Origin of the sequence: Methylocystis sp. H4A, assembly GCF_015709545.1 — a bacterium.
GTDB classification, from domain to species: domain Bacteria; phylum Pseudomonadota; class Alphaproteobacteria; order Rhizobiales; family Beijerinckiaceae; genus Methylocystis; species Methylocystis silviterrae.
Genome location: NZ_JADNQY010000028.1, coordinates 961,882 through 988,601, shown reverse-complemented (window position 1 = coordinate 988,601; position 26,720 = coordinate 961,882). Strand labels below are relative to the sequence as shown.

At 62.7% G+C, this 26,720-nt stretch carries 35 protein-coding genes; 20 read left to right on the top strand and 15 right to left on the bottom strand.

Annotated features, from left to right (window positions below; translation table 11 throughout):
- The coding region (locus IYW40_RS21440; RefSeq protein WP_210327394.1) for a hypothetical protein at window positions 1–210 on the top strand (210 nt) is incomplete at its 5' end.
- A 3-nt stretch (window positions 211–213) separates the two neighbouring features.
- Here the strand turns inward: IYW40_RS21440 and IYW40_RS21370 are convergent.
- The gene (locus IYW40_RS21370; RefSeq protein WP_196400561.1) at window positions 214–639 is read right to left on the bottom strand and encodes a universal stress protein; all 426 of its coding nucleotides are present in this window, start codon (window positions 637–639) and stop codon (window positions 214–216) included.
- A gap of 265 nt (window positions 640–904) precedes the next feature.
- Between IYW40_RS21370 and IYW40_RS21365 the strand changes: the two genes are divergently transcribed.
- Window positions 905–1,285, top strand: a complete 381-nt coding sequence (locus IYW40_RS21365; RefSeq protein ID WP_196400560.1) for a PRC-barrel domain-containing protein — start codon at window positions 905–907, stop codon at window positions 1,283–1,285.
- Window positions 1,286–1,339: 54 nt separating this feature from the next.
- Window positions 1,340–1,510, top strand: coding sequence for a hypothetical protein (locus tag IYW40_RS21360; protein WP_196400559.1), 171 nt, complete (start codon window positions 1,340–1,342; stop codon window positions 1,508–1,510).
- Between the two features lie 35 nt (window positions 1,511–1,545).
- Here IYW40_RS21360 and IYW40_RS21355 read toward each other — a convergent pair whose 3' ends face one another.
- Window positions 1,546–1,959 (bottom strand): helix-hairpin-helix domain-containing protein, encoded by a 414-nt coding sequence (locus IYW40_RS21355; RefSeq protein ID WP_196400558.1) that lies wholly within the window; start codon window positions 1,957–1,959, stop codon window positions 1,546–1,548.
- Between the two features lie 276 nt (window positions 1,960–2,235).
- On the opposite strand from IYW40_RS21355, the gene IYW40_RS21350 reads away from it, so the two are divergent.
- From IYW40_RS21350 to IYW40_RS21345, 3 genes are all read left to right on the top strand, one after another.
- Window positions 2,236–2,724 (top strand): invasion associated locus B family protein, encoded by a 489-nt coding sequence (locus IYW40_RS21350; protein WP_196400557.1) that lies wholly within the window; start codon window positions 2,236–2,238, stop codon window positions 2,722–2,724.
- Window positions 2,725–3,265: 541 nt separating this feature from the next.
- Window positions 3,266–3,400, top strand: coding sequence for a hypothetical protein (locus tag IYW40_RS22160; RefSeq protein WP_281432877.1), 135 nt, complete (start codon window positions 3,266–3,268; stop codon window positions 3,398–3,400).
- A gap of 20 nt (window positions 3,401–3,420) precedes the next feature.
- The gene (locus tag IYW40_RS21345) at window positions 3,421–3,696 is read left to right on the top strand and encodes a hypothetical protein (protein ID WP_196400556.1); all 276 of its coding nucleotides are present in this window, start codon (window positions 3,421–3,423) and stop codon (window positions 3,694–3,696) included.
- Between the two features lie 10 nt (window positions 3,697–3,706).
- On the opposite strand, the gene IYW40_RS21340 is transcribed toward IYW40_RS21345, so the two are convergent.
- Window positions 3,707–4,063 carry a hypothetical protein gene (locus IYW40_RS21340; RefSeq protein ID WP_196400555.1) on the bottom strand — a complete coding sequence of 119 codons (357 nt, stop codon included), beginning with the start codon at window positions 4,061–4,063 and terminating at the stop codon, window positions 3,707–3,709.
- 152 nt (window positions 4,064–4,215) lie between these two features.
- On the opposite strand from IYW40_RS21340, the gene IYW40_RS21335 reads away from it, so the two are divergent.
- Complete coding sequence (locus IYW40_RS21335; protein WP_196400554.1) at window positions 4,216–4,410, top strand: hypothetical protein; 195 nt, start codon at window positions 4,216–4,218, stop codon at window positions 4,408–4,410.
- Window positions 4,411–4,688: 278 nt separating this feature from the next.
- Window positions 4,689–5,258 carry a hypothetical protein gene (locus IYW40_RS21330; RefSeq protein ID WP_196400553.1) on the top strand — a complete coding sequence of 190 codons (570 nt, stop codon included), beginning with the start codon at window positions 4,689–4,691 and terminating at the stop codon, window positions 5,256–5,258.
- Between the two features lie 95 nt (window positions 5,259–5,353).
- Here the strand turns inward: IYW40_RS21330 and IYW40_RS21325 are convergent, their stop codons facing one another.
- From IYW40_RS21325 to IYW40_RS21290, 8 genes are all read right to left on the bottom strand, one after another.
- The gene (locus IYW40_RS21325; RefSeq protein WP_196392331.1) at window positions 5,354–5,518 is read right to left on the bottom strand and encodes a hypothetical protein; all 165 of its coding nucleotides are present in this window, start codon (window positions 5,516–5,518) and stop codon (window positions 5,354–5,356) included.
- 406 nt (window positions 5,519–5,924) lie between these two features.
- The gene (locus IYW40_RS21320) at window positions 5,925–6,146 is read right to left on the bottom strand and encodes a hypothetical protein (RefSeq protein WP_196400552.1); all 222 of its coding nucleotides are present in this window, start codon (window positions 6,144–6,146) and stop codon (window positions 5,925–5,927) included.
- Window positions 6,143–6,508, bottom strand: a complete 366-nt coding sequence (locus IYW40_RS21315) for a hypothetical protein (RefSeq protein ID WP_196400551.1) — start codon at window positions 6,506–6,508, stop codon at window positions 6,143–6,145. The genes IYW40_RS21320 and IYW40_RS21315 overlap by 4 nt, the downstream gene beginning before the upstream one ends.
- Window positions 6,505–7,059: a hypothetical protein gene (locus tag IYW40_RS21310; protein ID WP_196400550.1), complete on the bottom strand. Its 555-nt coding sequence runs from the start codon at window positions 7,057–7,059 to the stop codon at window positions 6,505–6,507. Before IYW40_RS21310 ends, IYW40_RS21315 begins: the two co-directional genes overlap by 4 nt.
- Before the next feature lie 93 nt (window positions 7,060–7,152).
- Window positions 7,153–8,436, bottom strand: a complete 1,284-nt coding sequence (locus tag IYW40_RS21305; protein ID WP_196402190.1) for a site-specific integrase — start codon at window positions 8,434–8,436, stop codon at window positions 7,153–7,155.
- A gap of 305 nt (window positions 8,437–8,741) precedes the next feature.
- Window positions 8,742–12,401 carry an HAD-IC family P-type ATPase gene (locus tag IYW40_RS21300; RefSeq protein ID WP_196402189.1) on the bottom strand — a complete coding sequence of 1,220 codons (3,660 nt, stop codon included), beginning with the start codon at window positions 12,399–12,401 and terminating at the stop codon, window positions 8,742–8,744.
- 158 nt (window positions 12,402–12,559) lie between these two features.
- Window positions 12,560–12,970: an ArsC/Spx/MgsR family protein gene (locus IYW40_RS21295; protein WP_196402188.1), complete on the bottom strand. Its 411-nt coding sequence runs from the start codon at window positions 12,968–12,970 to the stop codon at window positions 12,560–12,562.
- Window positions 12,971–13,105: 135 nt separating this feature from the next.
- Entirely contained in the window at window positions 13,106–13,828 is a 723-nt protein-coding gene (locus IYW40_RS21290) for an SIMPL domain-containing protein (RefSeq protein WP_196402187.1), read from the bottom strand.
- A 134-nt stretch (window positions 13,829–13,962) separates the two neighbouring features.
- Here IYW40_RS21290 and IYW40_RS21285 point away from each other — a divergent pair, with 134 nt between their 5' ends.
- The 7 genes from IYW40_RS21285 to thiD all read left to right on the top strand — a co-directional run bounded on the left by IYW40_RS21285 (window position 13,963) and on the right by thiD (window position 20,750).
- Entirely contained in the window at window positions 13,963–14,646 is a 684-nt protein-coding gene (locus tag IYW40_RS21285) for a glutathione S-transferase family protein (protein WP_196402186.1), read from the top strand.
- 126 nt (window positions 14,647–14,772) lie between these two features.
- A complete protein-coding gene (locus IYW40_RS21280; protein ID WP_196402185.1) occupies window positions 14,773–15,963 on the top strand; it encodes a histidine kinase dimerization/phosphoacceptor domain -containing protein in 1,191 nt (396 codons plus the stop codon).
- A gap of 1 nt (window position 15,964) precedes the next feature.
- Window positions 15,965–17,152, top strand: coding sequence for a tRNA epoxyqueuosine(34) reductase QueG (gene queG, locus IYW40_RS21275; RefSeq protein ID WP_246720952.1), 1,188 nt, complete (start codon window positions 15,965–15,967; stop codon window positions 17,150–17,152).
- 130 nt (window positions 17,153–17,282) lie between these two features.
- Window positions 17,283–18,512, top strand: a complete 1,230-nt coding sequence (locus IYW40_RS21270; RefSeq protein ID WP_196402184.1) for a hypothetical protein — start codon at window positions 17,283–17,285, stop codon at window positions 18,510–18,512.
- Window positions 18,513–18,514: 2 nt separating this feature from the next.
- Window positions 18,515–19,519, top strand: coding sequence for a WD40 repeat domain-containing protein (locus IYW40_RS21265; protein ID WP_196402183.1), 1,005 nt, complete (start codon window positions 18,515–18,517; stop codon window positions 19,517–19,519).
- Window positions 19,520–19,667: 148 nt separating this feature from the next.
- Window positions 19,668–19,898: a hypothetical protein gene (locus IYW40_RS21260; protein ID WP_196402182.1), complete on the top strand. Its 231-nt coding sequence runs from the start codon at window positions 19,668–19,670 to the stop codon at window positions 19,896–19,898.
- A 45-nt stretch (window positions 19,899–19,943) separates the two neighbouring features.
- Complete coding sequence (thiD, locus tag IYW40_RS21255) at window positions 19,944–20,750, top strand: bifunctional hydroxymethylpyrimidine kinase/phosphomethylpyrimidine kinase (protein ID WP_196402181.1); 807 nt, start codon at window positions 19,944–19,946, stop codon at window positions 20,748–20,750.
- A 186-nt stretch (window positions 20,751–20,936) separates the two neighbouring features.
- Here thiD and IYW40_RS21250 read toward each other — a convergent pair whose 3' ends face one another.
- Window positions 20,937–21,386 (bottom strand): GatB/YqeY domain-containing protein, encoded by a 450-nt coding sequence (locus IYW40_RS21250; RefSeq protein ID WP_196402180.1) that lies wholly within the window; start codon window positions 21,384–21,386, stop codon window positions 20,937–20,939.
- Window positions 21,387–21,569: 183 nt separating this feature from the next.
- Between IYW40_RS21250 and carA the strand changes: the two genes are divergently transcribed.
- Window positions 21,570–22,760, top strand: a complete 1,191-nt coding sequence (gene carA / locus IYW40_RS21245; RefSeq protein ID WP_196402179.1) for a glutamine-hydrolyzing carbamoyl-phosphate synthase small subunit — start codon at window positions 21,570–21,572, stop codon at window positions 22,758–22,760.
- On the opposite strand, the gene IYW40_RS21240 is transcribed toward carA, so the two are convergent.
- Entirely contained in the window at window positions 22,757–23,398 is a 642-nt protein-coding gene (locus IYW40_RS21240) for a hypothetical protein (RefSeq protein WP_196402178.1), read from the bottom strand. The two genes, carA and IYW40_RS21240, sit on opposite strands and share 4 nt — an antisense overlap.
- An 85-nt stretch (window positions 23,399–23,483) precedes the next feature.
- On the opposite strand from IYW40_RS21240, the gene IYW40_RS21235 reads away from it, so the two are divergent.
- The 4 genes from IYW40_RS21235 to IYW40_RS21220 all read left to right on the top strand — a co-directional run bounded on the left by IYW40_RS21235 (window position 23,484) and on the right by IYW40_RS21220 (window position 26,019).
- On the top strand, window positions 23,484–24,056 hold the full coding sequence (locus IYW40_RS21235; RefSeq protein WP_196402177.1) for a DUF2975 domain-containing protein: 573 nt from the start codon (window positions 23,484–23,486) through the stop codon (window positions 24,054–24,056).
- On the top strand, window positions 24,056–24,274 hold the full coding sequence (locus IYW40_RS21230) for a helix-turn-helix transcriptional regulator (protein WP_196402176.1): 219 nt from the start codon (window positions 24,056–24,058) through the stop codon (window positions 24,272–24,274). Before IYW40_RS21235 ends, IYW40_RS21230 begins: the two co-directional genes overlap by 1 nt.
- Window positions 24,275–24,290: 16 nt before the next feature.
- Window positions 24,291–25,175, top strand: coding sequence for a hypothetical protein (locus IYW40_RS21225; protein WP_196402175.1), 885 nt, complete (start codon window positions 24,291–24,293; stop codon window positions 25,173–25,175).
- Window positions 25,176–25,326: 151 nt separating this feature from the next.
- Entirely contained in the window at window positions 25,327–26,019 is a 693-nt protein-coding gene (locus IYW40_RS21220) for a hypothetical protein (protein ID WP_196402174.1), read from the top strand.
- 153 nt (window positions 26,020–26,172) lie between these two features.
- Here IYW40_RS21220 and IYW40_RS21215 read toward each other — a convergent pair whose 3' ends face one another.
- Both IYW40_RS21215 and IYW40_RS21210 read right to left on the bottom strand, forming a co-directional pair.
- Window positions 26,173–26,493, bottom strand: a complete 321-nt coding sequence (locus IYW40_RS21215; RefSeq protein ID WP_196402173.1) for a type II toxin-antitoxin system PemK/MazF family toxin — start codon at window positions 26,491–26,493, stop codon at window positions 26,173–26,175.
- Complete coding sequence (locus IYW40_RS21210) at window positions 26,487–26,720, bottom strand: AbrB/MazE/SpoVT family DNA-binding domain-containing protein (protein WP_246720951.1); 234 nt, start codon at window positions 26,718–26,720, stop codon at window positions 26,487–26,489. Before IYW40_RS21210 ends, IYW40_RS21215 begins: the two co-directional genes overlap by 7 nt.

The following is a 26,720-nucleotide window of genomic DNA, read 5'->3' as shown; positions in this document are numbered from 1 at the left end:
CTGACGCCCGTCGTATCCTTCGCGGTCAAGGCGTGCGACGATATCGCCGACCCTTCTGCAATCTCCGGAGCGAGCAAGTTCGAACGCTCGCTCAATTGTTGTCTTGTCGGCATCCATGGCAGTTATGGCTACCTAGCGCCGTTGTATGGGCGTCGATCGGTCATGGCATGCTCGCCCTTTGTTGCGGTTGGGCTATCCTGCACCCCGTAGCTGCTACTGCCGCACGACGAGCACGGAGCACTTTGCGTGGTGTACGATGGCGCCGGCGTTGGAGCCAATGAGAAACCGATCCATTCCTGGCCGGTGGGAGCCTACGACGACGACTTCGGCGCCCCACTCCTCGGCCTCCGCCAGAACCTTTTGATAGACGGGACCGAACAGCACAACGGTCGAGATTCGGCCTGTCGGATGATCGATGCTAGCCGCTAGGGCCGCGATCTCCTTCTCAAGGCCTTGCCGAATATCCTTTTCGAAATTTCCCTTGACGTAGTCGAGGAAGGCGATGGGAATCAGCGTCTGCACATTGACCAGCCTGAGTTCGCTATTGAAAGCCTTGGCGAGCGCCCCAGCCTTGTCGATTGCTTGCATGGTCATCTGAGATTCGGTGAGATCGATCGCAGCAAGAATCTTTTTGAACATCTTCGCCTCCTTGGCTCACCCTTTTAGGAAGTAAGATGCGGAGCTTTAGTGCCGAGGCAACGGTCTCTTACGCACATCTTTGCAAGCATCGTGCTCTCGGCCGTTCGAAGGCGGTCCAGGAACATTGCACAGGGTCATGCGTTTACGGTGTGAATGGCGCCGCTGGCCTTTGCCTTTGATGCGAGGCGTCCGATCCGTCTCAAAGAGCGTGAGAAGGAGCGTTGCTGGAAGGTGGCGGGCGGCGTCCTACGCATAGGAGAGCGCAATGGCGACTGCAGCCTCAAATCCGAAAATCAACCTGATATCGAGCCAGCACATCGATGGCGCGGCCGTTTACGATAAGAGTGGCAAGGAAATCGGCAAGATCGACCATTTCATGATTGATATGGAATCGGGCCGCGTTCTTTACGCGGTCGTCGAATTTTGCGGCTACATGTGCCTGCATCCCGGCCATCATCCATTGCCTTGGACATCGCTGAAATACGACAGAGACTGTCGTGGATACTTCGCGGATGTCACCCAGGACTTGGTCGAGCGCGCGCCGGACTACACGGACGAAAGCTGGATGGATCGTGAGTGGGAGACGCGCGTGCATCAGCATTATAGCGCTCGGCCTTATTGGCAAGAAATCGGCGGGCAGCAATAATTGGCGGGACGGCGCCTCTCACAGAGACCATCGTTAGCCACCTTGCGCACGGCCGTGAGAGCCGCGGGCTTTTTTCAGCCTCACGCCAGGCGCATCGCCATTCGTGAATTTGACGCCGGCGGCCTCAAGCGCGGCGCGGATGGCGGCCAGCTCCGGTGCGAGGACCGCTCGGCGATTTGTGCTGAAGACATCGACCATCTCACGAAAAAGCCCGGCCATCGCTGACCGGGCTCGGAGGCGTCTTATGCTGCGCAATTTGATCAGCGAACGATAAAATGGTCCTTGACCTCACTGAAGACATCCACGGAAAGAATCTTCTTCGTTGCGAGGTCGTCCACGCTCTTGAAGGGACGCCCCTTCACGATCGCCTCGGCGAGGTGCTTGTTGAGACCGTTAACCATCGTAAGCTGGTCGAGAGTGGCGGAATTGAGGTCGAGCCGCTGCGACTCGGTTGCCGTTTTCGCGATAGGCGCCTGGGCAACGCTCGGCGCGACAGGCTTCATTGCGGACGTCGTCTCGGCCAGAGCGGCCGCGGAAACGATCAAAGCAGCGGCAAGAAGAGCAATGCGGGTCATGGATGAACTCCTGGGCTTGGCCCGTGTCGAGACCTCGTCTCGATCCACGCCCGCAATGTCACCCAGAGCGGCTGAACCGTTGCTGAGGGCGCCGTTCATTGCTCATTTAACGAAAGTAGAATTTGGGAAGCGCCCAGCAAAAGTTGCGAAGCCCGTGAATTTGACCGCACGGTCCACAGGGGAGCGCCCGCGGGCTTCGTCTTTATCGACCTGCCGAAGACCCGGCGTTTCGTTTGCCGGAATGCGGCGCTAGGGAGGTTCAGGTCCTGCCGGATTGACCGTAGTATCGGACAAGCGATTGTTAGCGCGACGCTTGGGTGCGCAGGCTGCGCATGTGAATAACAAGGCTCTCCAATGCAATGCAGTAGACGGTCATTGTTTAGTGTTCTCGCCTGTCTGCTGTTCGCTGATTTTTTAGCGGGCGCCGCGCTAGCGCAGCAGCTCGAAACATCAAAAATCGGCGCTTGGGAAACGCAGTGCTCACCGTCGACGAATAACGTCAAGGTATGCGCGTTGGTCCAAAAAGCGGTGTCCGAGGAACAGCCGAATGTCGGATTGATGGTTGCTGTCCGAAAAGCGGCTGGCATGCCCAATGGAGTGATTCAAGTTTTCGCGCCGCTGGGAACTTTCTTGTTGGAAGGCGTGGGAATCAAAGTCGACGAGACTGAATTCCCGAAGCTACCATTCTTCAGATGCACTCAGATTACCTGTGCTACTGAAGGCGCTATCGGCAACGACCTGATGAGCAAGATGCTCAGCGGCAAAAACTTGCTAATAACGATCTACTTTAACCCCGGTGAGGGGCTTCGCCACATATTCGCTCTTGATGGCTTCAAAGACGGCTACAATGCGCTGCGAGAGTGAAAGTCGAAGGCATGTGCGGTCGCTTCACTCAGCATCTGTGCCGCCGTATCGGGCGCACCGCAAGCGTCAACCCGACGTCGACCGGACGCCCCGCATTCGGTCCGGGGGCAGTAGACGCAGCACCGCGGCGATCTACCTTTTCAGCGTAGACTTGAAATTACGGGAGGAAAAAATGAGCAGGAGTTTGAAGACCGCTTTGTTCGTGGCTCTTTGCGGAGCGTTTTTCGTTGCAGCGACTACGTCAGTTTCGGCGGGACCAATGCGTCCCTCGCTCCCGCCGGAAGATTTTGGGTCGACGTCTTTCGTCCAGAAGGCCGGCAGAATTAGGCCAGGCGCAGCAGTCCACCCACCTGAGGGCAAGCGGTGCATAAAATGGACTCGGCGTTTTAGCTCGACCCACGGCTTGGGCCAGCGCCGCTGCGTGCACTGGAAATAGCGATAGTCGACTCGGGGACGACCATCGCCGGTCGCGCCAGCGATTGGATGCCGCGCTTTCGCTCGAATGCCGGTGATCCTAGATTGGCGCGACGCTGGCGCTTGGATGGCGGGCAACAATCCGCATTTTTCATTGCTGCGCGCGCCGCCCGAGGACGCCTTGCAGGAATGGATTGTCTCGCCGCAGGTAAACCGCTCTGGCGTCTGCGACGCCGATCCGGCGTTGGTTGCGCCGGGGTAAAGCGCGAGACCGATTTTTCAATGAAATTGTGGAACGAAACCGCCGCGCATCGGTTAGCGCTTTTGGCGGGCTGCGAAAAACACGAGGGGCGGGACGTGATGAAAGAACTACGGCCAGATGAATGGCGAGGCGTGCTTGCGCGTGAGTTTCAGGAGCAATCCGCTAACGCCACGCTCCAGATCGGCAAGCAGCTTCAATTTAAGCTCGCCAAGATTACGGTCGAGCCGTTGCCCGGTGAGCTTCAGCTGTTGTTGGGCGAATTAGAAGCTAAGACTTCACGCAGTCAGCTAGACTGAGGCCTGATCGTCAATGGTCGCGTCGAACGTAGCCGACATAAAAGCAGCTCGTCATAATGGCGTAGATTGCTTCGTCCGTATCTACCTGATCGGACATGATCGAAGCCGACCCATCCTCGCAACCGCTGCAGTCAAAAATCAGATAGCCGTCTGAGTCTCGATCTGCGGCGAATGGCGTGAAGATGTAGTCGCGAGCCGTCTTGCCCAAGCTCTGGTCCAGAAAGCGCGCCGCGCAGGCGGCCAGGCCCGCGGTATCATCGTCAAACTGGTCGACGATCGCGGCCCAATTTCGCGCATGCGGCCCGAGAGCCGACGTGTCGCCGGAAACTCGATTGCTCGTTCGGTCGACGAGAACAAGGCGCTTCATCGCGCGCGTCTCCAGAAATCCCCGCCGGCAGAAAGTTAGCCTTTAGGGCGGCCGGGCGCCAGCTCAAATTATCGCGGGCTCAGTGGCTACGCTTGTGTCATAATCGTCGCCGCCCGATACGTTACGATTAGCAGGATAATCAGGCGGACGACATGGCGAAAAAGCACCTAGCCGACTACATGCAAGAACAACTTGCAGGCGCTCGCCGGAATCTGGCGTTGTCCGCAATCGACTTCTCGATCCCCGACGAAAAAATCCTCGAACTCCGAGAGTCGGTTCGCCGTGAAGCCGCAGACGTTCAACGCCTCAAAAAGAAAAAGGGCTTTCTGGGGTTCTTGGGGCTCTGATAGTAGCAGCGACGAGCGCCGCGGGCCGCCGCTATCTTCCCCGGATGCAGGCAACCCGCCCCTCTAACGATCGCCGATCTTCGCGCTGAGCACGTCGCTGGGGCTTGGAGTTTCCAATACGCCACGGCTCCGTTACGGCTTGGCCTTGTCGAAAGCTTCAAGCGGGGGCATGCTGATATTTGATACAACGGCCACACGGCGAATGCCCGCTTAGATGGGGCAAGGGCGCACACAGAGGCCGGCTTCGATTCAAGAGTACGAGCTTCGGGAGGAACTCCATGGAATCGAATGAAACGGCTGCGCTCGAACAGCACCGCGAATTTACCGAAGTCGTAGGCCTGTTCGATTCGCTTGATAAGCTGCAGTCCGCCATTGACTATTTGATGATTCACGGGTTCGACAGATCCGAAATCAGCCTGCTCACCGAAGACGCGAGGACGCGCGAAAAGATTGGATCGAAACGCTCGGTCGAAATCGAGGACAGCGATGAAGCTCCTCGCATCTCCTACATCGAAGCCGAGTCGCTTAATGAAGGCAAAGCTGCGCTCATCGGCCTGCTCTTCTATGTCGGCGCCACTGCTGGCGCGATCGCCGTTTGGACCATCTACGGCAGTTTCGCCGAGGCGATCTTTGCGGGCATTGGCGCTGGCATGGCCGCCAGCGTGATTGGCCTGGGCGTCGGCGCATTCATTCGACGTCGTCAGCGCAATTGGGTGCAGGCGCAATTAGCGCGCGGCGGTCTGTTGCTGTGGGCGCGAACCCGGACCGAAGAACACGAACGCGCCGCCATGTCTGCCATGCAGAACAATGGAGGCCACGACGTGCATGTTCATAGGCTGGCGGCATAGGCCTGACGATCCAGACTGAACGCTGTCAGATAATGTTCTGAGCAAAGATCGGCCGGCGCAGAGCCAAACCTACCCTGCGTCGACCTAATTGCTGATTAGAAGAAAAGCCCTAGGCAACCGCCCGCCAAACCGCCCACCACCGCAGCAGCGATTGTGTTCGAAAGACCGCCGAGAGCTGCATAGGCCAGACCGCCGATGATTACGGCGCCGATTCCAGCGAATAAATACGTGCTAGAGGTGACTTCGAGTTCTCTTGCCATGGGCGTTCCTCCTGCTCCGTCCCAGGAGCCGCACTTTGTTTCTATGCGCTTTTGCGGGACGTGCGTCATTTAGACGCAGTCGGATGCTAGCATTGCCACTCGCAGGAGTCCAACGTAACCGAGAGCGACCTGCTTGCTACGGCGACGAAACAAAAAAACGCCCCGCCGTTACATCCACGGTCGGGGCGTCCTGGCGCCGGCAAAGAGGAGATCAAAACCGGCGAAGTGTAGAAAGCTTAATCCGTCACACCTTACGCCGCAAATCCTCGAGCATGATCCTTGCGCCGATCCTTCGCCGCAGCCCAGCCCGTTTTCAGGCATTGCCCGAATGTCCAGCCGAGCCCGAGGCGCTTGCCGTCTCGGGCTCGCTTGTGAGCGTCCCTCAGGATCGCGGCGCGGTCAAAGGTCACGGTTTCAGCCTTCGCCGCAGATAGTCCGACTTGCAGGCGCAACGCTCGGCGCTCTCGACGATGCGGCGAGACATTCGCGTCGCCACGCCCTCGTATGTGTCCGTGACGCGCGCGAGCCTAAGGAAGAGCCGGGCGAGCTTGATCCGCCACGTTATCGCAATGATGGTGCGAAGCGGCAGACGGTGAAGCCGCGCCTTGACGTTGCTGAGGTCAGTCATCGACGCGCATCCAGACAGGCCAGCGTCGTCGCCGCGACCATCGCATGCTCGTTAACGCAACGGAGGAAGCCAATTTCCAGCCCGCCAATTTGGCGTCGCCCCGCCATGTCGCGCACGATGCTATTTAGGAGAGTGGCGTTGCCGTTCGTGGGATATCGACCGATGAAGGATAGATACTCGCCCGCGAGCGCGCGGCCGGTTTCGCAGTCTCGAGAGTAGCTCCCCGAGGGCTTCACGGCCCAATAGTTTATGCCTGTTCCCCTTGGTTTCCGCCGCTTCATAAAGGACAGCACGTCAGCATGGCGGGGGACCTTGCCGCGCCGACGATCGCGCGCGTCCGAAAACTTGATTATGTTGCTCATGACCGCGCCTCCTGGTCCAGCACCGCGATTGCATTGCGGATGGCGTCGCCCACTACGTCACCGAGGTAAAGGTCATTGACCACGTCATCTTCGTCGAGAAAGTCAGCGAGGTGACGGAGCAGCCGCAAGGCGCCCGCGTGCGTCGTCGGGGCTGTCTCGTAGAATGCGCGCTCAGTTGCGCCGGCTACTTGGCTCGCTTCCATGTCTGCGTCTTCCGCCTCTTCGAGGCGCATCCACATTTTTTGATATTCGCTTGGTGGGCCTTCGAGCTCGGCCAGACCCGCCTCATAGTCCTCATCGGAGCAAAGCCCCATCTCACGCCAAGTTTCCAATCGTCGAGCGGTGAGAATTTCCCTCGGGTCTAGGCCGGCCGCTTTAATCGCTGCCGCGGTATCGCCCCGCAAATCATCAGCAGCTTCCATGATCAAGTCTTTGGCCACCTTCGCGCGTTCGTATTCGGTGAAGGCCGCAAAGATCGGGTCGGCTTCCGCGACGACGCCAGCAATGGCAGGAAGCCCGGCGACGGGCGCAGCGGCAAGGCCGGCGAGCATGGCCCGCCGCGATGGTATAAGAGATTGTTTAGCCATGATGCGAAACCTCTATCCTTCGCGTTGTGGTAGGCCGGGGGAGGCGAGATCAGCACCTCACCCGGCCGCTTTATCAGGCGGGGGACCGCCCGATTTCTGAAACTTGAGAACATTGTCGGCGGAGCGTGGCTCGCAATGCGCAGCCCATTGCTCCATTAATAGGCGCCGTTGCTCCAGAACGTCCGTCCGGCGATAGGCGCGCTCGACGCTTGTGCCGACGACATGGCCCATCGCCTCTTCAACGACGGCGTGAGGAAAGCGCGCAACCTCTTCGCACCACGTCCGAAAGGCTGCCCGGAAACCGTGCGGAACGATCGCCTTGCCGTCGCTCGCGGGATCAATCCATTTTGTCTCGCCGCTATTCATCCGCTTGAGCAGGACCAGCATCGCCATATTGCTCAACGGCTTGCCGGTCGCGCTCGGGAACACGAAGCGCGACACCCGAACGGCCTCAAGGTCCTTCAGTATCTCGACTGCGCGAGGCGCAAGCGGAATGCGGAACGGCTCTTTGCGGTGTTTCTTGTCCTTCAGCTTCGAGGGCGGAATCGTCCAGACGCGCGCGTCCAAATCGAACTCGCGCCATTCGGCACTGAGCGCCGTCCCTGTCCGCACATTCGTCAGGATCAGAAATTCGAGCAGCCGAGAGGCGATGGCGTCTCGTTGACGAAGCGCCGCGGTGAAGGCCGCCATTTGCTCATAAGGCAAGGACGGATGACGGCCGCGCGATAACTGCGTCGGAGCGCTGAACCCGAGCGCTTTAAGATCGTCCCACCGGGCCGGATTGTCGATCGAAAGGCCGTGCTGGTCACGAAGCACGATGCGGGCGCTTTCGAAAACGCGCCGGATGGCGGGATAGAGCTTGCGGGCGACCTCCGGCTTGTTGCGCCAGACCGGCTTGAGGACCGCCGCCACGTCACTCGTCGTAATCTCATTGACCGGCCTTGCCAGCAGCGGCCCGCAATAGGCCGGCCCGAGGTGGCGTTCCCACTGATAGGCGACCTTGGCGTTGCTCGTCCTGGCCTGTGCCTCTGCGATCACATCTTTAGCAATATCGGCAAAGGTAGGGATCGGCCGCGACGCCTTCCGGGCTTCTTCCCGCGCCATCAGAGGGTCAACGCCCTGCGCGATTTTGGTCCGGGCGGAGAGCGCCGCCATCCGCGCCGCGGCAAGCGATGTTTCGGGATAGGGACCGAGGCCCATATCCCGACGCCTTCCGTCCATCTGATAGCGCAGAACCCATTTCCGGCCGCCGGCAGGCGAGACGACGAGATAGAGGCCGTCGCCGTCGGCATGCTTGCCCGGCCCTACGCTCCGCGCCGTCCTGTCCGAGAGATTTCCCACCTTGCCGGTCCCACGTTTGGTCCCACAAATCGACGTGGATTGTGACATACAGTGACGGACAAGGGAAGACGCTATGTGTTCAGAAGCCGCAGATTTATTGGGTTTCGGCAAACAGCCTGAAACAGCCTCGGACAGTAGTTAGGTGCCGGCCAGGGGCACCAAGGATTCATCGAACGGGGGGATGGGACGTCCGTGGCGGCGGCTTGCGCCATGGCAGCGGTTGGGACCGGCGGTCGCCACTGGGGCGGCGGCTGGCCCCGCACCGGCGGCGACGCTCCCAGCGTCAACCGGCCCGGCGCCGCGGCTCAAATTTCTTCTTCGCCTAACGTCGCGGCGCGCTCGTCGAGGTCGATCCGCGCCGAAGCCGCCGTTCCCGGTCGAAGTGCGAGGTCGGAATTCTCGAACTCAACCACCACGTCGACCCTCGCGCCCGCTTGCGGCTCCGCGGGGCGGCGCACCTCGGTCACCTTTCCTGAAAATGTCCGGCCAGGGACGGACTCGCTCGTCAGCAGCGCCTTGGCGCCCGGCCCGATCGTCAGGGCGCCCTCCCCCTCCACCCTCGCATGAAGGCGAACGGTCTTGGCGTCGCCGATCATGAACAGCGGCGCGCCCGTTTCAACGCGCGCGCCGACAGCAGCCGCTCGCTCTATGACGAAACCTGCGACCGGCGCGACAATCGCGGCGCCGGCGCGACCTGCCTCCGCCTTCGTCACCGCCGCCCGGCGCAGAGCGACTTCCGCTTCGGCGCGTTCGATTTGCGCCTGCGCCCGCGCCAGGGCGCCTCGGGCCGCGGCAAGCGCCTTGCGGCTGGCGGACCGACGCGCTGAACGCGCCTCCCGTCTGTCGAGATTCGCCTGCGCCCTCGCCTGCGCGCGCTCGCGCTGCGCCAATTGCGACTCCGCCGCCGCCAGAGCGCTTTTCTCGCGCGCCAGAGCCTCGTCGGAGGAAGACGGCGCGAGCGCCGCGCAGGCTTCGCCCTTCTCCACTTGCGCGCCGACGTCACAAGAGAGCGTCACGACGACGCCCGCCGCAGGCGCATTGATCGGCGTCTGCGTGACCGGGGCGATCACGCCGCTGACGATGACCGTTCGACCAGCAGACGCTTCTTCGCGCGTGAGACTGACCCGCGTGTGAAGATAGAACGCGCCGCTCGCGACAATGATGAGCAGCCCCAATAGACCGGCGACGACAGGTCGGACCCAATCGCCAGGCGCGACGACAGCGGCCGCGCCAGCCGCCGGCGCCGCAGGAACGCCACGAAGCGCAGGAGCCGCCGCGGGCGAACGGAAAATGGCCTTCTCGACCTCGACGAGGAGGAACAGCACGACGCTCGCGCCCGCGATATGCCACCATATCTCCGGGTCGAGCGGCGTGGTGTTGAACAGCGCCTGCATAAAGGGCGCGTAAGTGAACAGCGCCTGCAGCACCACGACGATGGCGACGGAAATCAGCACCGCGCGGCTGCCGAACAGGCTCTTCAACGAGAGCGACGACTCGGAAAGGAAACGCGCGTTGAAGAGATAAGCGACTTCGCAGGCGACGAGCGTGTTGACCGCGACCGTTCGCGCGCTGTCGAGCCCCATGCCCCGCGCCTTCTCCAATTCATAGAGACCGAAGGTCGCGATCAGCATCAGCAAAGAAACGAAGACGATACGCCAGACGAAATAGCGGGAGAGGATCGGTTCGCCCGACGGGCGCGGCGGACGCAGCATGACGCCCTTGGTCGGCGGCTCAAACGCGAGCGCGAGGCCGAGCGTGACGGCGGTGATCAAATTGATCCACAGGATCTGCACCGGCGTCACCGGCAGGGTCTCGCCCATGGCGATCGCCGCGATCACCGTGAGGCCCTCGCCGCCATTGGTCGGCAAGATATAGAGGATCGTCTTCTTCAAATTTTCGTAGACGACGCGGCCTTCATGCACCGCATGTACGATCGATGCGAAATTGTCGTCGGCAAGCACCATCTCCGCGGCCTCTTTTGCCGCCTCGGTGCCTTTGACGCCCATCGCGATGCCGATGTCGGCGCGCTTTAAGGCAGGCGCGTCATTGACGCCGTCGCCGGTCATCGCGACGACTTCGCCGCGCTTCTGCAACGCCTGAACGAGTCGCAGCTTATGTTCGGGACTGGTGCGCGCGAACACCGTCGTGGCGCTTGCCGCCTCGCCGAGCGCCTCGTCGCCTATCGCATCGAGATCGCGCCCGGTGAGCACCGAATCCGGACGGTTGAGTCCGAGTTCGCGGGCGATGGCGATCGCCGTCGCAGCGTGGTCGCCGGTGATCATTTTGACGGACATGCCGGCGGTCGCGCATGCGCGGATCGCCTCGACGGCCTCGGGGCGCGGCGGATCAATCAGGCCGATGAGACCGACAAAGACGAGCCCGCTTTCAACGTCGCCGAATGCGAGTTGCTGCTGACCCTCTTCGGCTTTCTTGGAGGCGACCGCCAAAACCCGCTGCCCGCGCGTGGCCAACTCAATGATGCGGTCGAGCCAGCAGGCGCAGTCGAGCGGACGCTGCTCTCCTCGCACGCCCTGCTCCCAGAAGCACATTTCGAGCAACCGCTCAGGCGCGCCCTTGACGAAAATGTAGCCAACGCCGTCATGGTCGTGATGCAGCGTCGCCATGAAACGGTGCTGCGACTCGAAGGGGATCTCGTCCGTGCGCGGCAACTCCAGCGCCAGTTCTTGCAGATTGACGCCGCCTTTGACGGCGGCGGCGAGCAAGGCGCCTTCGGTCGGATCGCCCTCGACGCTCCAGGCCCCGTCCGTCTCGCGCAGCACGGCGTCGTTGCAGAGCGCAAGAGGGCGCAAAGCCGCGGTCAGGTGAATGTCCTCGCGCACCACCACGTCTTTGCCATTGCGCAGGAAGCCGCCATGCGGATCGTATCCCGATCCGGTCGTGTCGTAGGTCCCGCCGGAGATGACGATCGAGCGCACGATCAACTCGTTGAGCGTCAGCGTGCCGGTCTTGTCCGAGCAGATCGTGCTCACGGCGCCGAGCGTCTCGACCGCCGGCAGTTGGCGGATGATCGCCTTGCGCCGCGCCATACGCTCCACGCCGATCGCCAGCGTAATGGTGATGATCGCCGGCAATCCTTCCGGGATCGCCGAAACCGCGAGCCCGACCGCCGCCATGAACATCTCGCCGACGTCGAATCCCCAGACCAGCGCGCCAAAAGCGAAAACGGCGGCGCACACGACCAGAATGACGACGGTGAGCCAGCGCGCGAATTCGTCCATGCGCTGCAACAAGGGCGTGGTGAGCGTCTCCACCTCGGACAGCATGGCGTTGATGCGCCCGATCTCGGTCGCGGCCCCCGTGGCGACAACGACGCCCGTCGCCTGACCATAGGTCACGACGGTCCCCGAATAGGCCATCGGCGCCCGATCTCCGAGCGGCACATCCGCCATGACCGGCGCCGGGTCCTTGTCGACCGGCAGCGACTCGCCGGTGAGCGCCGACTCCTGCACTTTCAGAGATTTGACCCGGATGAGACGGATGTCCGCCGGAATCTTGTCGCCTGATTGGACATAGACGATGTCGCCAGGCGCGACGTCGGTCGCGTCGACGACGACGCGCTGCCCGTCGCGAATGACCGTCGCATGCAGCGACAGCATGTTGCGGACGGCCTCCATGGCCTCTTCGGCCTTGCCCTCCTGAATGAACCCGATGATGGCGTTGATGACGACGACCGCGACGATGACCGCGGTGTCGATCCAGTGTTGCATGAGCGCCGTGACGAAGGCGGCGGCGAGCAGCACGTAAATCAATACGTTGTGGAACTGCAGCGCGAAGCGCATGAGCGCGCTGCGCCGCCGGCCGGCCGGAAGGCGATTGAGGCCATGGACGGCGAGTCGCCTTTCGGCTTCAGCCTCGCTCAAGCCCAAACGCGTCGCGCCCAGGCGCTCAAGCGCCGCATCGGCTGCGATCGCCCAATATTCCTTTCCTTCCGCCGAAGGCTGCATGCTTAGGGCTCCTCCTCCGCAGCTTCCTCCACACTCACCGCCGGCCACGCCGATTAGATGGCTGCCGAACGGCCGAACCGGCGTCCTTTTTACATTATGGCTTATCTGGAGAGGTTTAGCAGCGCCGCGCGCGCGGCGGCGAGTCGCCTTTGAGCCGGCTAGAAGGAATCGTTGGCGATGGAGCGCACGCACACGTCGCTGACCGTTTCATCGGTCCGCTTCAACCCGATCCACGCGTCGACCGCTGCCGAGTCGAAACCCGCCTCGCAATGATCGCCGATGCGCATCAGCGGGCGACGGATGAGCACCGGATCGAGCATCATCATCACCAATGCTTCCTGCGGCGTGACTTTCTCTATGTCGATTTCGCCGGATTTGACGCGCGGCGAGGCGGCGTTAAACCATTCCGGCAACGGCTTGGAGCCGAAATAGGGACGCAGGCTCGACGGGCTCCAGGATTCGGTCAGAAGGTCCCGAACCTCGACCTCATGTCCAGAGGCGACGAGCAGCGCCTTCTGCCGCGCATTGCCGGCGCAGCCCGGCTTTTCGTAAAAGATGACATGCGCCATCCGCGACCCCTCACATTGCGGCCCACCAGTCGCTGACCAGAGCTTAGCGTGAAATTGTGCAGCGCGATACGGCTTCAAGCGAACAAATTGCGAGCAGCGGCGCGGGCTTTCGCCGCTTCGACGGGCAGACGCAAACTAGCGCGAGAGTCCCCAGACCATGTTCACGCGCGCCGAGAGACGCTGCAGCCCGGGACGCAAGGGAATCTCGGCGGCTCCGGGAGCCCCGGCGGCCTTCGCCGCATAGGCGCGCGGGCGCGCGTCGATCTCCTCGAGCGGACGAATTTCAATCACGCGAGACAGCCGAAGGCCGGCTGCCTCCGCATAGATCTTCGCCTGCCGCTCGGCATCCTTGACCGCTTCGCGCCGCAATGCGTCAAGCCGCTGCTTCGGATGCGCGATTTCGAAATCAATGCCTTCGAAGCTGTTAACGCCCTTGTCGATCAGACCGCCGGCGATCTCGCCGGCCTTTTCCATCGGCGTCACCCGCACGCTCAGATCGTTTCGTGCGCGAAAAAACTTTTGTGATGTCTTGGGTTTGCCCGCCTTGGGGTCTCGCTCTTCGACGGTGACGGGCGCGAGCGTTACGCCTTGCGTCTGCACTTCAGCGTCGGGAACGCCTAATTTTTTGAGCTCGGTGAGAATAGCTTCGACCGCGCGCGCATTTTCCGCCGCGGCGTCGGCGGCCAGCGGCCGCTCGGTGACGACGCCGAACCGCATCACCGCCACGTCGGGCGCAACATCCTCGTAAGCCTCGCCAATGACGGAGAGATTTGGAACGCCGTCCTTCAGCGTATCGGCATTCCCCGCAGCGGCGAACAGCGTCAGGCCGAGCGAAAGTGCGAAGAGTAAACGAATCATGGCATATCCTAGCAAAAGCTGCGCGCTAAAAAGCTCATCAAAGCCGTAAAACCGCCGGCTAGCGGCGCTAACCCAAACCAGCATACAGAAGGCGGCGCCCCGATCGTCGCTTCGCGTCCGCTCGAAAAGGCCTCATGCCCACGCTTTATCATCACCCGCTCTGCCCCCATTCGCGATTTGTCCGGCTCGTCCTCTCCGAATATGGAATAGACGCAACGCTCATCGAGGAGCGCGTGAGCGACCGCCGCCCTGAATTCCTCGCGCTTGATCCCGCCGGCCGCACGCCGGTCTTCGTTGACGATAACGGCCTTGTCGCGCCCGGCGCCAATCTCATCGCCGAATATATCGACGAGACCTATGGCGCCGAACGCGGCACGCAACGGCTCCTGCCGCAGGAAATGGCGGCGCGCATTGAAACGCGTCGACTGGTCGACTGGTTCAACGTCAAGTTTTTCGACGAGGTCACCAACTGGCTGATCACGGAGAAGGTTTACAAGCGCTTTGCGCCTCCGGGCGGCGCGCCCGATATGGACGTGGTGCGTGTGGCGCGCGCCAACATCCGGCACCATATGCGCTACATTGGCTATCTCACCAATGCGCGCAACTGGCTCGCGGGCGATCGTTTGACGTATGCCGACTTCGCAGCGGCCGCGCATATCTCCTGCGCCGATTATCTTGGCGATGCGCCGTGGGACGAGGATGAGGCGGCGAAGCATTGGTATCAACGCATCAAGTCCCGCCCCGCGTTTCGTCCGCTGCTGTCGTATCGGGCCCCAGGACTTACGCCGGGCCGATACTATGCGGAACTGGATTTCTAACGTCGCTGAGCGGTCGGCGGCGCCAGATCCGAAGGCTCAGGCGCCGCTGGCGCAAGGTCGCACTGCTGCCGCGCTTGACAGCTATCGGGTGGAGTGAGGCAAGTAGCCGCAATCCGGGGCCATCATATGAGCGCACCCAACGAGCGCGAGAGTGAAAAAGTTGAGGCCGGCGATGCGTCGCGCGGACTGCGGCAGCGCATTCGGCAGCAGGAGATATTGGCGGAGCTCGGCGTTTCCGCCCTCCAAGGCGCTTCGCTCGATCAGCTGCTGACGGACACCGTGCGACTGACGGCGCAAGGACTGGACGCGGACTTCTGCAAGGTGCTGGAGCTGCTTCCGTCCGAGAACCAGTTTCTGGTGCGCGCCGGCGTCGGCTGGAGTCGCGGCGTGGTGGGCGTCGCGAAAGTCGGCGCGGATCTCGACTCGCCTGCTGGATATGCGTTACGCAGCGGGCAACCGGTCATCTCCAATCACCTCGAAAAGGAGACGCGGTTCAGGACTCCCGAATTGCTGCGTCAGCACGGCGTTCGCCGGGCAATGAACGTGATCCTGCAGGGTGACGGAAAGCCCTATGGCGTCCTCGAAGTCGACAGCCGCTCGCCGGCCGAGTTCGTTGAGCAGGACATCGCTTTTCTACAGGGCGCCGCGAATCTTCTTGGCATGGCGATCGAACGCGAGCGGGAAGAGCGCAAGCTAAGAGCGGCGCTCGCGCGCAACGAAGCGCTGCTCAAAGAAATGAATCATCGCGTGAAGAACAGCCTTTCCATCGTCGGCAGCATGCTCCGCCTGCAAGCCAACGACGCCGGCGACGAACAGGTGTCCGAACTTCTCAACGAAGCCTCTCACCGCGTCGAAGCGATCGCAAAGGCGCATGACCAGCTGTCTCGTGGCTCGGACATCGAGTGCATGGACGTTGGCCAATACATCGAAGGGCTGTGTCACGATTTGGATGAAAGCGTCGCGCAGTGCGACGTGCGCACCGAAGTCGAAGAAGGCATCGTCATCGCAACCGACCGGGCGGTTTCGACCGCGCTGATCGTCAACGAGTTTATCGCCAATGCGGCGAAATACGCTTACGAAAGCCAGTCGGGAATCATTTCGGTGAAGGTCGCGCGCCAGGGCAGCGAGAATTTCATCGTTTCCGTGCGCGACGAAGGCGCGGGAATGCCCGATGACGTCGACCCTCGCAATCGAAAAGGGCTCGGCATGCGGATCATTGCGTCATTTACGCGCCAACTCAGTGCGACGATCGAAATGAAAAAGCACGATCCAGGGACCGAGTTCATCGTCTCGATCCCTCTACGAGCGCCCTGCTGACATGCAGGCGCTTGTCCCGAATGCATCGATGGCTTCGCCGGCAGGTTATGATGTTCGACGGTCTGCGGCTCCGGCGCTGGAGGAGGACATTCGCGCCCGTGCGTTCGAGCTTGGCTTTGACGTCTGCCGCTTCGCGCGCGCGGATGTTGCGCCGGAGCAGGGCGATCGGCTGCGCGAATGGCTGCGGGACGGCGCGCATGGCGACATGGCCTGGATGCGCGAGACGGCGGAGCGGCGAGCCGCGCCGCGCGCGCTCTGGCCCGAGGCGGCAAGTCTCGTCATGCTCGGCCTGAACTATGGGCCGGACGGAGATCCGCTCGCGTCGCTGACGAAACCGGACTGCGCGACGATCTCCGTCTATGCGCGCAACCGCGACTATCACGACGTCATCAAGGGCCGGCTGAAACAGCTCGCCGGATTCATCCTCGGCCGCACTGGCGCCGGCGCCGGCGACGCCAAGGTCTTCGTCGACACCGCGCCGGTCATGGAAAAGCCGCTCGCGCAGATGGCCGGCGTCGGCTGGCAGGGCAAACACACGAATCTCGTGTCACGCGAATTCGGATCGTGGCTCTTTCTGGGCGCAATCTTTACGACTCTCCGCCTTGATCCCGACGCGCCCGAGCGCGATCATTGCGGCTCGTGCAGCAAATGTCTTGACGTTTGTCCCACGGCGGCCTTCCCAGCTCCTTACCGACTCGATGCGCGGCGCTGCATTTCCTATCTGACGATCGAGCACAAGGGCCCTATACCCCTCGAATTTCGCGCCAAGATCGGCAATCGCGTCTATGGCTGTGACGACTGTCTGGCGGTCTGCCCCTGGAACAAATACGCGAGCGCCGGGCGCGAGGCGAAGCTCGCCGCGCGCCCCGAATTCGGCTCCCCGCCGCTGGCGGAATTGGCGCGCCTCGACGACGCGGCGTTCCGAGCGCTTTTTTCGGGTTCCCCAATCAAACGCGTCGGACGGGACCGCTTCTTGCGCAATGTTCTGATCGCCATCGGCAATTCGGCCCGGCCCGAGCTTGCCGCCGAGGCCGAGCGGCTGATCGAAGACGCCGCCGCCATTGTTCGCGGCGCCGCCGTCTGGGCGCTCGGCAGACTGGCGCCGACGCGAGCGGCGGAGCTGCGCCCCCATCAATTGGCGGTCGACCCCGACGCGGCGGTCCGCCAAGAATGGCGCCAAACGGCCTGAAACAGGCAAAAGCGCCACAGTCGCCCAAAAATCGGGGGCTTTCCCAGATTTACTGCATTGCGGCAGGCTACTCGCCGGCGATTTCGTTCTAATCTCTATCAAAGATCCCCTACTCAAGCGCACCTTCGCCATGTCTGTCCTTTCGCGCCGCAACGCCGACGAACCCGCAGAGGAGGCTTCTCGCCTTCTGCTGCGGATTGGCGTGTTTTTGCTGTTCGTGATCTCGCTCATCGCGCCAATTCTGGCGCGGCAGACGGTTTATGTGCTGCTGCCGATCGGGGCGGCGCTGCTGCTCGCCGCCGCGACACTGACGCCGGCGGAAGGGTCGGGGCGCTCCCTGCGCGCGATCCTGCGCTCGCCGCCGTTTCTCGCCGCGCTGTTGCTCGCCGCCTGGACGGCGCTTTCGCTGCTCTGGACGCCGTTCGAGGGACCGGCGGAACGCTTCGCCAAAATTACGGCGACGCTCGCCCTGGTTGCGCTCGCCACCGGATTTCTGCCGCTGCGCACCAAAACCTCGAATCTCAACCTGCTGCCGATCGGCGTCGCCGCGGCGACGCTCGCGCTCGCCGCCGTCACTTTGCTGCTGAAGCCGCAATATACGCTCGACGACATTCTCGATGTCGGACCGCTTGGCCGCGCCGGACTCGGACTGGCCCTGCTCGTCTGGCCGGCCATGGGCGCCCTCGCCGTCCGCGGCCGCTGGTATTCGGCGGCCGCCCTCGCGGTGGCGACGGTGATCGCCTGCTATCTTTCCGGCGCCCCGAACGGCGTCCCGGCGCTGGCCGTCGGAGCGGCTGTTTTCGCCGCCGCCTTCGGCCGCGCTCGAATGATGTCCATGATCCTTGCAGCGCTCATGACGGCGATCGTGCTGCTCGCGCCGCTGACCGCCTATGCGGCGCATCTGATCTGGCCCGAACATCCGCCCGGCTTCTTCAGACATCTCGCCTTTTGGGGTCAGATGATCGAGGCGGATGGCTGGCGCACCTTGATCGGACACGGATTTGGCGCGGCCACCTGGGGCGTGCTCGGCGGCTATCTGACGCCGGCGACGCCGCGCAGTCTGATCTTCAAGATCTGGTTCGATCTCGGCGTGCTCGGCGCGGCCGCGGCGGCGCTCGTCGCCGCCCGCACCAGCCTGTTCGTCGGCCAATCGCGTCCAGCGCTCGCGCCCTTCCTGCTGGGGGGCCTCGGCGCGGGATTCGCCATTTGCCTGTTCGGTCCCGCGGCCGAGCAGCTGTGGTGGCTGACCCTCGCGGGGCTCGACGCCATCGCCTTTGCGCTCGTGATGCGCGGGCAATTCCGGAAACGTCGCCCGCGCCTGCCGATCGGCTGGAGCGCGCCTGCCGAGGACCAAGCCTAGCCGTGACGCTGTCTCCCACGCTCGTCGACAAAGTCGAATCCCTCGGGCTTCGTGAGCCTGTCGCAGCCGCGGCGTTCCTCGGCGGCGCGCCGGTTTTCGCGCTCGCCGACGGGACGCTGCATTTCGGCGACGGCGCCGAGGGACGCCGCATTCCGGCCCATCAAGACGCGGCCATCCTCGTCGTCGCTCATGACCGCGACCGGCTTATCACCGGCGGAGACGACGGGCGCGTCGTGGCGACCGACGCGAAGGGCGGCGTCGAAGTCATCGGCGACGAAAAGGGCAAATGGATCGACGCCGTCGCCGCGCGAGGCGGCGCGGTGGCGTGGACAGCAGGAAAGGTGGCGCGAGCACGCTCGGCCAAGGGCGACGCGAAGTCGTTGGATCTGCCGTCGACCTCGCGCGGCCTCGCCTTCTTCCCCAAAGGCTATCGGCTGGCGATCGCCCATTACGGCGGCGCGACGCTGTGGTTTCCGAACGCCGGCAAGCCGGAAGCGCTCGACTGGGCCGGCTCGCACCTTGACGCGACGATCTCTCCCGACGGGCGCTTTCTCGTTACCTCGATGCAGGAGAATATGCTGCACGGCTGGCGCCTCGCCGACGGCAAGCACATGCGGATGGCCGGATATCCCGGAAAGACTCGCAGCTTCTCCTGGTCGCATGACGGGAAATGGCTGGCCACCTCAGGCGCCGACGCCTGCATCGTCTGGCCCTTTTCGGGCAAGGACGGTCCGATGGGCCAGGCGCCGCGCGAATGCGGCGTGCGTTCGGCGATCGTGACGCGCGTCGCCTTCCATCCCGCCGCTTTGGTCTTGGCGATCGGCTACGACGACGGCCTGATCATGCTGGCGCGGCTTTCGGACGGATCAGAGATTCTGGTTCGCCGTCCGGCGCAGGATGATGACCGCGCGCGGATCAGCGCGCTGGCCTGGGACGAGAAGGGCGCGCGTCTCGCCTTCGGCGCGGAGAACGGCGACGCCGGCGTGCTGAGCCTGCCGAAACCCTGAGTCTGCTGGAGGCGCAGCCCACGGAAAAGCTTGCGCGCGGTCTAAACCCAGGCCGAACGAAACTGGCAAAACGCCGGAACTCCAGTCCGCATAGCAGGTTGAAGCCCTGACTCCCCTTTGGAACGAGACGCATGGCCAGGAGACGGCGATGACCCTGCATAGCGACAGCGATCCGCACCAGCACGTTCAGAGAATTCAAAATCGCCTCCAGGAGACGATCAACCATTTGCGCGAGGATATCGAGAAGGTCGAGGAGCCGCAGCTCAAGGCCATGTTCGAGACCTCCGCCGAGGTTCTGACAGGATTGAAAAAGGCCTACAGCGACTACGAAGAAAAGAAGGAGCCGGCTTGGCCCGGCGGACGCGAATTGCACAGCTAATCAGCGCCATTTGCGTTGGGGGCGCGAAGCGCGGACATTCCTGTCATGACCGCGCCCGTTCCTAAGCTTCTCTCCATCGCCGGCTCCGACCCGTCGGGCGGCGCGGGCGTGCAGGCTGATCTCAAAACCTTTTCCGCCTTCGGCTGTTACGGCATGGCGGCGATTACGGCGCTCACCGCGCAGAACACGCAGGGCGTGACCGCTTCCTATCCTGTCGCGCCGGAGATCGTCGCCGCGCAGATCGAGGCGGTGCTGTCCGACATTTCTCCCGACGCGATCAAGATCGGCATGCTGGCGACGCCGGAGATCGCGCACGCGGTCGCCAAGACGCTGGCGCGCTACGGCGCGCGCAACGTCGTGCTCGACCCAGTCTTGGTTCCGACGCAGGGCGTCAGCCTCGCCTCGGCCGGGCTGGAGGCTGCGCTGGTCTCGAGCCTCCCGCCCTTGGCGCGACTCGTGACGCCCAACCTCCATGAGGCGAGCGCGCTGACGCAAACGCCCCTCGCCACCAGCGCCGAGGAGATGGCGGCGCAGGGGCGGCTCCTCTGCGCAGCCGGCGCCCACGCGGTGCTGGTCAAGGGCGGCGATCTCGAGGGCGAACCTGTCGACGTTCTTTTCGAAAGGGGAGAGAGGCGCATCTTCCGTGGAAGACGCGTCCCGACGCGCAACACGCATGGAACCGGCTGCGCGCTTTCCTCGGCCATCGCTTGCGAACTCGCCAAGGGCGCGTCGCTGATCGACGCCATCGCCGCAGCAAAGGTCTGGCTGGAGGGCGCGCTGGAAGCGGCGGACCAGCTGCGATTGAGCGAGGGACGCGGCCCGCCGCACCATTTCTATGCGCTCTGGCGCTGAGCGCCCCCTCCCCAGCCCTCCCCCGCTTCGCGGGAGAGGGGGCAGATTGCGCCGTCATTAACGCTGGAGAATTCTTGCAGCCTCGCGAATTCTTGTTGCAAGGCATGAATCGCGCCGTTCTCCCTTCTCCCACGTTAGCGGGGGAAGGCGACGCGAAGCGCCGGAAGGGGGGCCCGCCGGTGGCCTCTAGCCCGACAGCGCCGCCTTCACCGCAGCGCTGGCTTTGCCGAAATCCATGCGGCCCGTATATTTCGCCTTGAGCGCGGCGACGACCTTGCCCATGTCCTTGATCGAGGCCGCGCCGGTCTCGGCGATCGCCGCCTTCACGGCCTCGGCCGCTTCCGCCTCCGAGAGCTGCTGCGGCAGATAAGCGGAAATCACCGCGATTTCGCCGCGCTCCTTCCCCGCGAGGTCTTCGCGCCCGGCTTTTTCATAGATTTCCAGCGACTCCTGCCGGCTTTTGATCATTTTCTGGAGCAGCGCGAGCTCGTCGTCGCCGCTGAGCGTCTTGCCTGCCCCGCGCGCCTCGATGTCCTTGTCCTTCAGCGCCGCGTTGATGAGCCGCAGCGCGTCGACCTTGGCGCGCTCGCCCGCCTTCATCGCCGTCTTGAGGTCCGCCGCTATCTTCTCGCGCATGTTATGTCCTTGGGGTTTCCAATTCCGGGGCGGATGCATTACATCACAGCCAATCGCGTCATGTCCGCGCTTGTCGCGGGCGTCCAGTTGGCGCCGCAGCCGTGGATGGTCGGATCAAGTCCGGCCATGACGCGCGGCGAGAGCGCTGTCAAGCCAGCGACGCGCCGGAGAGCTGAGACCTATATGACCCTCGATCAAAATAACGGCTGGAAGAAACCCCTCCACACCGGCGTTCTGGTTCTCGCCAGCGGAGAAGTGATCGAAGGATATGGGCTCGGTGCCGTTGGCGAAGCGGTGGGCGAAGTCTGCTTCAACACCGCCATGACCGGCTATCAGGAAATCCTCACGGACCCGTCCTACGCCGCGCAGATCGTCACCTTCACCTTCCCCCACATCGGCAATGTCGGGACCAACGATGAAGACGTCGAAACCGTCGATCTCGACAAGAGCGCCGGCGCGGTCGGCGCCATATTCGGCGCGCCCTGCACCGACCCCTCGAATTTCCGCGCCCAGAAGCCGCTCGCCGACTGGCTCGCCTCGCGCGGCGTTGTCGGCATGTGCGGCATCGATACGCGCGCGCTGACGACGCTCATTCGCGAACGCGGCATGCAGAACGCCGTCATCGCCCATGCGCCGGACGGCCGCTTCGATATTGCGGCGATGAAAGCCAGGGCCGCCGCATGGCCGGGGATCGACGGCATGGACCTGGTGCCGAGCGTCGGTTCAAAGGAGCGCTACGACTGGCGCGAGACGACATGGCGACTCGGCGGCGGCTATGGCGCGCGCAACGGCGCGCCGAGGTATCGCGTGGTCGCGATCGACTATGGCGTGAAGCGCAACATCCTGCGGCTTCTCGCCGAACAGGAATGCGAAGTGGTGGTCGCGCCGGCTACCGCGACGAGCGGCGAAATTCTGGCGCTCAAACCCGACGGCGTCTTTCTCTCGAACGGTCCCGGCGATCCGGCCGAAACCGGCAAATACGCCGCGCCGGTGATCCGCGACCTGCTCGCGGCGAAGGTGCCGACCTTCGGGATTTGTCTCGGCCATCAGATGATGGCGCTCGCCGTCGGGGCCAAGACGAAGAAAATGCCGCAAGGGCATCACGGCGCCAATCATCCGGTCAAGGACTTCACCACCGGCAAGGTCGAGATCGTCTCGATGAATCACGGCTTCGCGGTCGATCGCGACAGCCTGCCGGCAAACGCCGTCGAGACGCATCGTTCGCTCTTCGACGGCTCGAACTGCGGCATTGCGCTCACCGACCGCCCGGCCTTCTCGGTGCAGCATCATCCCGAAGCCTCGCCCGGCCCGCAGGACAGCCATTATCTTTTCCGCCGCTTCGTCGAGATGATGGAGAAGGCGCGGGCGGCCTAACGGTTTACGACCATCAGCGTCTCGGCGCGGTTAGCGAATTTCTCGCAAGGCGGCACGAGCTGATCGAGCGGCTTTTCCTTCGTCGCCGCTTCGCGCATGTCGAGATTCTTGAGCACCGTGAGATAGGGGCCCGAAGGCTGCGTGCGCAAATAAGTCGTCGTCAGCAGCGGACCTTCCGGGAAGTCGCCGCGCCGGCAGGCGTCGGCGCCAACGCCGAAGGAACCATGCGTCTTGCCGGGATCGCGCGCCTTCTCTTCCAGAAATTCCTTCTGCCGGGCGCGGATCGCCGCATAATCGGCCGGGTCGACGCGATAGGCATAGAGGCGCGTTCCGGCCTTCCGCTCGCCGGAAAGCGGCGCGACGTCTTCCGGCGCGGTCGTTTCCCTAAGCGCGAAAATCATCTCATGCTTCGCGTTTTCTTCGCCGTCGCGCCACCAGCCGATTTTCAGAGTCACGCCGCCCTTCTGCGGCTCGAAACTTTCAGGCAGTCGCACCGCCGCGCGCAGCACGGCCGGATCGACGGAAGCGGCGTCGAAATTGCGCAGCGCCCACATGGTTGAGACCGGCACATGGCTGCAGGCGGCAAGCAAGGCGGCGGCGAGCGCCAGGCCAGACAGGCGACGAACAATGCACGACATAGAATGCCTCATGTTTTTCGATTAGTTTTTAATGTTTGACATTAAAATTTTCTTGTGTCAACGTAAGCGACATAAGGAGACCGCTATGACCGACTTCCCTGCCCTTTCTTCCTTTGATGACCGTCGCCTCGACTCGCTGCGCCGCCGCATCGGCTGGCTCTGCCAAACGCTGCGCGTTGCGCTCGTCGCCTATTGCCTCTGGATTCTCTTCACGATCGCGACGTTCTGGAGCGACGAGTCGCTGGTCGTTTCGCGATTTGCGTCGCTGAAGGTTGATGTCGAAGGCCTGTCCGCCGATCAGCGGCTTGCGGCCTTCGGCGTCAGCTTCGTGATCTGGACGCTGCTCGTTGTCGCTTGCTACGCCGGCTGGAGACTGTTCTCGGGCTATCTCGAAGGGCGCATCTTCACGCCCGATGCCGCCGGATGGCTGCGCTGCCTTGCGCTGGCAGGCCTCATCGCGGCGCTCGTCGATATCGCCGCGCGACCGCTAACATCGCTCATCCTCACGGCGCATAAGGCGGCGGGCGCGCATATGGTGTCGGTCTATCTGCGACCTGAGGATCTTTCGACCGTCATGCTGCTCGCGACGCTCCTCGCGCTCGCCCATATCCAGAAGACAGCGGCCGACATCGCCGATGAAAACGCGCAGATCGTCTGATGCCGATCATCGTCAATCTCGACGTGATGCTGGCGAAGCGCAAAATGCGCTCGCGCGATCTCGCGCAGCACATCGGCATCGCCGAACAGAATGTGAGCCTGCTGAAGTCGGGCAAGGTGAAGGGCGTGCGCTTCGACACGCTCGAAAAAATCTGCGAAATTCTGCAATGTCAACCGGGCGACATTCTCGAATATCGGCCGGACGACAAACCCGCCTAACAGTCGCGAGACAGGCATGCCGCGTATCATGGCGAAGGCTTGGGGGTTCGGATTGGCGTTCATCGCAGCGGCCATGCTGGCGCTGGCGCTGCGACCGGACCTTCGCCTCGCCGCGCGCGTCGCCTGGAACGATCCTCGCCTACTGCCCGCTTTCGCGGACGATGCGCGCGTTCACTATGAGCCTGAGGCGCGAGCCTGCGCCGAAGTCGTGGCGGAAATCGCCCCGCGCGCCATCGCGCAAATCGAGTCCGCGCACGGACGCCCCTTTGCACAGCCGCCGATCGTCGGCGTTTACGCATCTTTTGAGAATTACGCGAGCGCCAACGCCATGGATGATCCAGGCATCGCCGCCGTGACGCGGGCCGGCGTGGCGCTTCTGTCGCCGACGCTCTGCGGCGCCGAGCGCGGTCGACTGGAAGGCGTTCTCACGCATGAGCTGTCGCATGTGCATCTTTCGGGCTGGCGGCCGCTTGGCGCGCCGCGTCCGCCGCAATGGTTCACGGAAGGACTCGCGGTGATGGCGTCGCATGGCGGCGGCGCCGAGGGGGTAAGCGAAGCCGAAGCCGCGCAGGCGATCCGCGACGGCTATCGCGTCGTGCTCGACGAGCGTCGATGGATCGACTTCGCCGGGCTCGCCTTTGAGCGCGAACCGCCGCGCGATCCGAAGCTCGATGCGCTCACCCAGCGCCAGCGGCTCGCCTATCGGCAGGCGGGCATGTTCGTCGGCTGGCTGCGCATGCGCGACGAGACGGCGTTCCTGCAGCTCCTTCGCGCGCTCGAAGCGGGCGAAGCGTTCGAACCGTCATTCGAGATCGCTTTCAGCGAAAATCCTTCGGAACTCTGGCGCCGTTTAATTTCCGACCTTTCGGACCGCTCCGGCGTAAAGGAGCAAAGTCCATGATTGGCTCGCCGCGCTTTCCGCCGTCGCGATTCTGGCACCACGGTGACCGCGGAACTCTCAGCTGTCCTTGACCTCGGCATCTAAATGCTGAGTATCTTCGAAGCGGCGAGTGGTCGCGTCGGCTTGAGCAAATACATCTCGACAGGAAAAAATGGCGCAGAACCAGCGGATCCAGCAAGCACTCGAAGCGATCAGGACATTCCCTGACAAACACCCTTCGCTAATGAAATCTCATCACTTCCTATTTGATCTTCCGATCGACAACAATGTCACAGGTTGCGAATACATATTGATGGGAATCAATCCCGGCGAGACAGATGCGGACTGGACGCGCGCACCCCGGGGCGCGGGAGAAATTTACCCGACGGAGGCGAGCTCCTCATACGATTTCCGGGTTGCCAGGAAAATTGAGAAGAACAGGAGCGCGAAAAATTGGGACACGCGCTCAAGGAAAGTCCTTGGAACATCCGATATTTTCTACACGGAATTATTTTTCTGGAGTTCGCCGAACAGAGGCAAGCTGGAAGCACAGTTCGGCAGGCTGAAGGACCTCAAAAAGAATGTGCTCTTGTTTTGCAAAGAGCAAAACGAAGTGATGTTCAAAGAGCGACACCCGAAGGCCATTGTCGTCTCGGGATTAAGAGATTTGGGTCTTGTCTCTGATCTATACGGTTTGTCTCCTCTGGACGACGGCAGGTTAGACCTTAATAGCGGCGACGCACGACTGTTGATCGCCAAGACCGATGGAACGCGTCCCTGGTTTTTTCTGCCTCACCTTAGTGGATCATTCGGCTTTAGTGGAGAACGAATGAGTATGATCCGAGAGCATATGCAAGGCATCTAAACGTAACTCTTCGCAATGGACGGTGCAGTCGCTGGAATGCCGACCGTGGATGTAACGGCGCGGGTTTCTAGAGCTACGAAGCGTTCATGGTCGCACGCTTCGTCGCTCTTGGTGTTAACTTGCTTAAATATTGAAATTCTTTGAAGCTAACGGCTAATCTTCAAAGACCTCTCGAAGGCCAACGAGAACCGCCGCGAGCGTAGATTCGGACGCTTTGCCCAGGCGCTTCACGAGCCGCTGCTTGTCGATTGCGCGAATTTGATCAAGCAGCACGAGCCCGCGCTTGCCCTTGAACGTCAGCGCGACGCGAAAGCCGGCGGGGCGGCTTCCCGTTGTCAGCGGCGCGACGATCGCGGTGCGCAAATGGTCATGCATTTCCGGCGGCGAAACAATTAAGCATGGCCGCGTCTTCTGAATCTCGCTCCCGACCGTCGGATCGAGCGCAGCGAGCCAGATTTCGCCGCGCTTCACCACGTCAGTTTTTCGTCGCCTTCATTGCCAAACTCCGGCCATAGAAGCGCGTCGTCGCCATGCTCTGCGATACGGCGGGCGTCATCGCTCCAACCCTCGCGAACGCGCGTCTTGAGCGGCGTGACGACAAGACGGCCTTTCTCGACAGTCAATTCGACGTCGTCACCGACATCCGCCCCAATTTCGGCAAGGAACGGCTTGGGGATGATCAAACCGGTAGAGTTTCCCAT